Source organism: Anaerobiospirillum sp. NML120449, from assembly GCF_023051105.1.
Classification (GTDB): domain Bacteria; phylum Pseudomonadota; class Gammaproteobacteria; order Enterobacterales; family Succinivibrionaceae; genus Anaerobiospirillum.
This window is the reverse complement of the sequence record NZ_JALKIL010000096.1, coordinates 1-1,691: the sequence shown is the minus strand read 5'-3', so window position 1 is coordinate 1,691 and position 1,691 is coordinate 1. Positions and strand designations below refer to the sequence as shown.

Annotated in this window: 1 pseudogene; it reads right to left on the bottom strand. The window is 51.8% G+C overall.

The features are described from left to right. Positions 1-139: 139 nt before the first annotated feature. Positions 140-1,691 (bottom strand): annotated as a pseudogene (locus MXE41_RS12920) (Tn3-like element Tn3 family transposase); the annotation flags it as partial.

Sequence of the window (1,691 nt, the reverse complement as noted above, 5' to 3'; positions counted from 1 at the left end):
GTACCAGCGTACGGCCCACAGAATGATGTCACGCTGAAAATGCCGGCCTTTGAATGGGTTCATGTGCAGCTCCATCAGCAAAAGGGGATGATAAGTTTATCACCACCGACTATTTGCAACAGTGCCCTATTTTTCGGGGATCTGATTGCCCTCTGGCAATATCATTCAGCACGCCATAGTCGGCATCATGGTCCATTCGCCAGAAAACCGAAGCACCGGCATCAGCCAGGCGTGGAGAAAACTGGTATCCCAGCAGCCAGAAAAGGCCAAAGACAAGTTCGCTGGCACCTGCTGTATCGGTCATAATTTCGGTTGGATTCAGCCCGGTCTCCTGTTCCAGAAGACCTTCCAGCACAAAGATAGAGTCCCTCAGCGTCCCCGGTATAACGATGCCATGAAAGCCGGAATACTGATCGGACACAAAGTTGTACCAGGTGATCCCTCTGTTATTACCAAAGTATTTGCGGTTCGGTCCGGCATTGATTGTTCTGACTGGCGTAACAAAGCGCATTCCATCTGCAGATGCCACTTCTCCTCCACCCCATATCTGTGCCAGTGGCAGCGTTGCCTGAAAATCAACCAGTCTGGCATTAGCGCTGGTGATAGTTTCAGCCCGCAGATAGTTCGCTTTTGTCCAGTTCAGCCGGTCTCGGGTCAGTGCAGGAACATTTGATCTGATCAGTGGTTCCAGACCGATATTGCAGGCTTCAGCCATCAGCACGGCGCTGATGCTGACGGGCAGATCATCAACTCTGGCACTGGCTTCACTAGCATGGAAAAACTCATCAGCAAATCCGGTATGGGCGTTAATTTCGAGCAGCAACTCCGTTAAATCCACCGGAGGGAGTAGATCACTGATCATTTTGCTCAGTCGTTTCAGACTGTCCGGCTCATCAAGACTGGCGAGGGGAGAAATTGTCAACCGGGGCTTCGGGCCAGAAACATCGAGTTCGACAGCCTCATTTTCGCAAAGACGTGCAGCAACCTGTCTGTAACGACTATCAAGCTGATGACCCAGAGATTTTATTGCTTCCTGCGGGTCTGTCGGGTGCCCCAAAGAACGATAAACCTTAATCCGGTTTGCCTGCCAGTCAGCACCCTGTAGTAATCTTGCACGAGGATCTCCCCACCGGTTACTGCCGGTAACGTAGACATCCCTCCGCCTCAGACTATCCTGCAGTTTACTGAGAAAGCAGAGCGTGTATCCCCTGCGGGTGATATGTTTTTCCTTGTTAATCACCAGCCGTTTCCATGACCGACTGATAATTTCCGTTGGTGCGTCGTCAAAAAACTGCCGCCGTGAGCTGAACTCCCGGCTGAGGTAGTCACAGGCATTCAGAGTGGTAACCCCGGCAGGTGCGGATGAAAATTTAACGGTATTCAGCAGATGGGGCAGGAAACGACGAACGCGCCCGTACTGCTCCACCATTTCTTCATGAAAATTATCGTCTGAGGGCCGGGCAATTTCACGGACAAGCGTGATGATTTCAGCCAGCTTTTGCCTTGGGATGTAGCTGAACACCTCAGCACGAATCGATTCGTCCGGTGTTTCTTCTTTCAGCAGGTACGAACATGCGCTGGCGAGCGCCAATGCAGATTTATCCAGATCCTTCAGCGAGCGGAGCCGTTTTTTCTGCCCAATCTTTCTGGCGTCACGGATGATAACGGCCAGCATGGCGTCCAGAACGTCC